Source organism: Actibacterium sp. (assembly GCF_041584535.1).
Classification (GTDB): Bacteria; Pseudomonadota; Alphaproteobacteria; order Rhodobacterales; family Rhodobacteraceae; genus Actibacterium_D.
This window is the reverse complement of sequence record NZ_JBFHDW010000273.1, coordinates 1-3,452: the sequence shown is the minus strand read 5'-3', so window position 1 is coordinate 3,452 and position 3,452 is coordinate 1. Positions and strand designations below refer to the sequence as shown.

The window sequence follows — 3,452 nt, the reverse complement described above, 5'->3', positions numbered from 1 at the left end:
TCCAGCGGCACGTCGCCGCGCTCAAGCTGGTTCACAACCTGCTCAAGCGCCCGCATCGCGTCTTCAAAGCTCATCTCGTTGACTGGTTTGTCGCTCACGATCCCCGCTCCATCAAAACCCGGACATGCGCTGCCGTGCTGGCCGCTAGTGCCTCAAGATCATATCCGCCCTCAAGAGTCGAGACCACCCGCCCCCCGGCATGGGCATCGGCCAGATCGCAAATCTGTCCGGTCACCCATTTGAAATCTTCGATATTCCAGTTCAGCTCGGCCAGCGGATCGGCGCGATGCGCGTCGAATCCGGCGGACACCAGCACCAGTTCGGGCGCAAAGTCATGCAGGCGCGGTAGGGCGAAATTTTCGAACACCATCCGCAATTCATGCCCATCCGAGCGCGGCGTCAGCGGCAGGTTGAGGATATTGCCATGCGCGCCGCGTTCCTCCATCGCACCCGAGCCGGGCCAAAGCGGCGATTGATGGGTCGACACGAACCGCACGCGGCTTTCGTTCCACATCAGGTCCTGAGTGCCATTGCCGTGATGCACATCGAAATCGACAATCGCCACCCGATTCAGGTGATGGTGATCGAGGGCATATTTGGCTGCAATAGAGACGTTTCCGAACAGACAGAACCCCATCTGCCCGGCGGTTTCAGCATGGTGGCCGGGCGGGCGACAGGCGACAAACGCATTCGCCACCTCGCCTGCCAAAACCATGTCCACCGCCCGCAGATTGCCGCCAATGGCGCGCAGGGCCGCGGTGAACGACCCGGGCGAGATGAATGTATCGGCGTCCAGCGGCGCAAAGCCGGTTTCGGGCACCGCCGCCTTGATCCGCGTCAGATAGTCAGGCGCGTGGCATCTGAGGATTTCACGTTCCTCCGCCAGTGGCGCATCAACCCGCAAAAGCGGCTCGAACTCGGCGGAATCGAGCCTTTTCAGGATCGTCTCAAGACGCGCCACCCGTTCGGGATGACCCGGCGGGGTCAGGTGGTTCAGACAGTCAGGATGCGAGATCAGAGCGGTTGTCATTGTCTCTAATCCGGCTGCAACATGTAGCCCGCGCCACGCACAGTTTGCAGGTATCGCGGTTGTTTAGGGTCTGTTTCGATCTTGCGGCGCAGGCGGGTGATCTGAACATCCACCGCCCGTTCCTGAGCCTGCCCGTCATCGCGGCCCAGTTCCTCGACCAGACGGGTCCGGGTCACGGCCTCGCCCGGATTGGCCGAGAAGATGCGCATCAGTTGCGCCTCGGTCGCGGTCAGGCGAATGGGCGCATCGCCTTGCCACAGCTCGCCCCGGTCCACGTCATAGCGCACCGCCCCCAGATGCAGCACTTTCGGCCCGCCCACGGGTTCGGGCACATGCGGGATTCGGCGCAGAATGGCGTTGATCCGCAGCAGCAGTTCCTTGGGTTCGAACGGTTTGGCCAGATAATCATCGGCCCCGGCCTCAAGCCCGCTGATCCGGTCCGAGGTTTCCCCCCGCGCCGTCAGCAACATGATTGGCGTGTCGATGATCTTGCGCAGCTCGCGGGTCAGAGTCACGCCGTCCTCGTCCGGCATCATCACATCCAGAACGATCAGGTCGAACTCTAGCCCACCAAGCAACCGCCGGGCATGGGCGGCGTCACGGGCGGCGCTGACAAGGAAACCATTGCGCACCAGATATTTCTGCAACAGCACCCGAATGCGTTCATCGTCATCGACGATCAGCAGATGCACGTCCTGAGGGGCGCTCATTGGGTGTTGTCCCGGATGGTGGTGTATTGGCGGCGCATTTCCGGGTCCATCATTGCCTCAAGCACTTGCCAAAACCCTGAAACGGCCTGCGGACCGGCAGCGCGATACGCGACCCGCATCCGGGCACGCTGGGCGTCTGACAGTTCCTGTTCCAGCGCGTCACCAGCCGGCGTCAGATAAAGATGCCGCTCGCGCTTGTCGCGCTTGCCGATCCGGCTTTCGACAAGACCATCCTCGATCAGCGACCGCAGCACCCGGTTTAGGGACTGTTTCGTCACCCCCAAAATCGTCAGCAGATTATTCACCGTCGTGCCCGGCGCGCGGTGGATAAAATGCACCGCCCGATGATGGGCGCGGCCATAGCCATGCTGTTCCAGAATACGATCGGGATCGGCAGTAAACCCCCGATAGGCAAAGAACATTGCCTCGATGCCCTTTCGCAGCTGCTCGTCCGTCAGAAACAACAGGCTTTCGCCGTGCTGGGATGGTCCTGTGCCGCTGTCGGCCATGTCGCGCACCCTTGTTGATCACGTTTTTCGTGTCGTTAGTTGATTTTATGTCAGTCTTGTTGACATTCCAAGAATCAATTACTAGAGATGCCTAGATTTCGCGCAACATTATGTCCGAAGTGGACTTAATTCGCGCAACTATCGGAAAATCGGGACCGAAAGCCCGTAACTTTGAAAGGATCGACCGATGGCCGGCTATGATGACCGCGACGGTAAAATCTGGATGGATGGCAAGCTGATTGAATGGCGCGACGCCAAAGTGCACCTCCTGACCCATGCCCTGCATTATGCCTCGTCGGTATTCGAGGGCGAGCGCGCCTATGACGGCAAGATCTTCAAGGGCGTTCAGCACTCGGAGCGTCTGCGCCGGTCGGCCAACCTGCTGGATTTCGAGGTCCCCTACTCGGTCGAGGAAATCGAAAAAGCCAAATATGACGTGCTGGCCGCGAATGGTTGGGACAACGCCTATGTGCGTGCGATCGCGTGGCGCGGCGCCGGTGAAGACATGGGTGTCGCCGCCCGCCGCAACCCGGTCCGCATGGCCGTGGCTGCATGGGAATGGGGCAACTATTACGGCGATGCCAAGATGAAAGGCGCCAAGCTGGACATCGCCAAATGGCGCCGTCCCGATCCCGCGACCATCCCGTGCGAGGCCAAGGCCGCTGGTCTGTATATGATCTGCACCATGTCCAAACACGCCGCCGAGGACAAAGGCTGTTCCGACGCGATGATGTTCGACTATCGCGGCTATGTGGCCGAAGCGACCGGCGCGAACATCTTTTTCGTCAAGGATGGCGAGGTTCACACGCCCAAGCCGGATTGCTTCCTGAACGGTCTGACCCGGCAAACAGTGATCGGGATGCTGCATGAAAAAGGCATCACCGTGAACGAACGCCACATCATGCCGGAAGAGCTGGAAGGCTTTGAACAATGCTGGCTGACCGGCACCGCCGCCGAAGTGACCCCGGTGGGCCAGATTGGCGACTATAATTTCGAGGTCGGCGCCCTGACGCGCGACATCTCGGAAAGCTACGAAAAGCTGGTGCGCGCTTAAGCGTTTTTGGCTGGAACAGGCTCGAAAACGGCTCTCTTCGGAGGGCCGTTTTTATTACTGCGGCGTCAGCGCCTTGCGCGGTTTGCTGCGCTCAAGTCCCAATTGGCGTTCGCGCCAGATGATCAGAACCCCGGCCGCAATCACCAGGG

At 60.4% G+C, this 3,452-nt stretch carries 5 protein-coding genes and 1 pseudogene; 1 reads left to right on the top strand and 5 read right to left on the bottom strand.

What is annotated here, in order from left to right; genetic code table 11:
* The 4 genes from ABYW26_RS12165 to ABYW26_RS12150 all read right to left on the bottom strand — a co-directional run.
* The coding region (locus tag ABYW26_RS12165; RefSeq protein ID WP_372605167.1) for an exodeoxyribonuclease VII small subunit at window positions 1-74 on the bottom strand (74 nt) is incomplete at its 3' end.
* 20 nt (window positions 75-94) lie between these two features.
* Window positions 95-1,030 (bottom strand): histone deacetylase family protein, encoded by a 936-nt coding sequence (locus tag ABYW26_RS12160; protein ID WP_372605166.1) that lies wholly within the window; start codon window positions 1,028-1,030, stop codon window positions 95-97.
* A gap of 5 nt (window positions 1,031-1,035) precedes the next feature.
* Window positions 1,036-1,740 carry a response regulator gene (locus ABYW26_RS12155; protein ID WP_372605165.1) on the bottom strand — a complete coding sequence of 235 codons (705 nt, stop codon included), beginning with the start codon at window positions 1,738-1,740 and terminating at the stop codon, window positions 1,036-1,038.
* The gene (locus ABYW26_RS12150) at window positions 1,737-2,249 is read right to left on the bottom strand and encodes a MarR family winged helix-turn-helix transcriptional regulator (protein ID WP_372605164.1); all 513 of its coding nucleotides are present in this window, start codon (window positions 2,247-2,249) and stop codon (window positions 1,737-1,739) included. The genes ABYW26_RS12155 and ABYW26_RS12150 overlap by 4 nt, the downstream gene beginning before the upstream one ends.
* Window positions 2,250-2,436: 187 nt before the next feature.
* On the opposite strand from ABYW26_RS12150, the gene ABYW26_RS12145 reads away from it, so the two are divergent.
* A complete protein-coding gene (locus ABYW26_RS12145) occupies window positions 2,437-3,303 on the top strand; it encodes a branched-chain amino acid aminotransferase (protein ID WP_372605163.1) in 867 nt (288 codons plus the stop codon).
* A 54-nt stretch (window positions 3,304-3,357) separates the two neighbouring features.
* Here the strand turns inward: ABYW26_RS12145 and ABYW26_RS12140 are convergent.
* Window positions 3,358-3,452 (bottom strand): annotated as a pseudogene (locus tag ABYW26_RS12140) (EamA/RhaT family transporter); the annotation flags it as partial.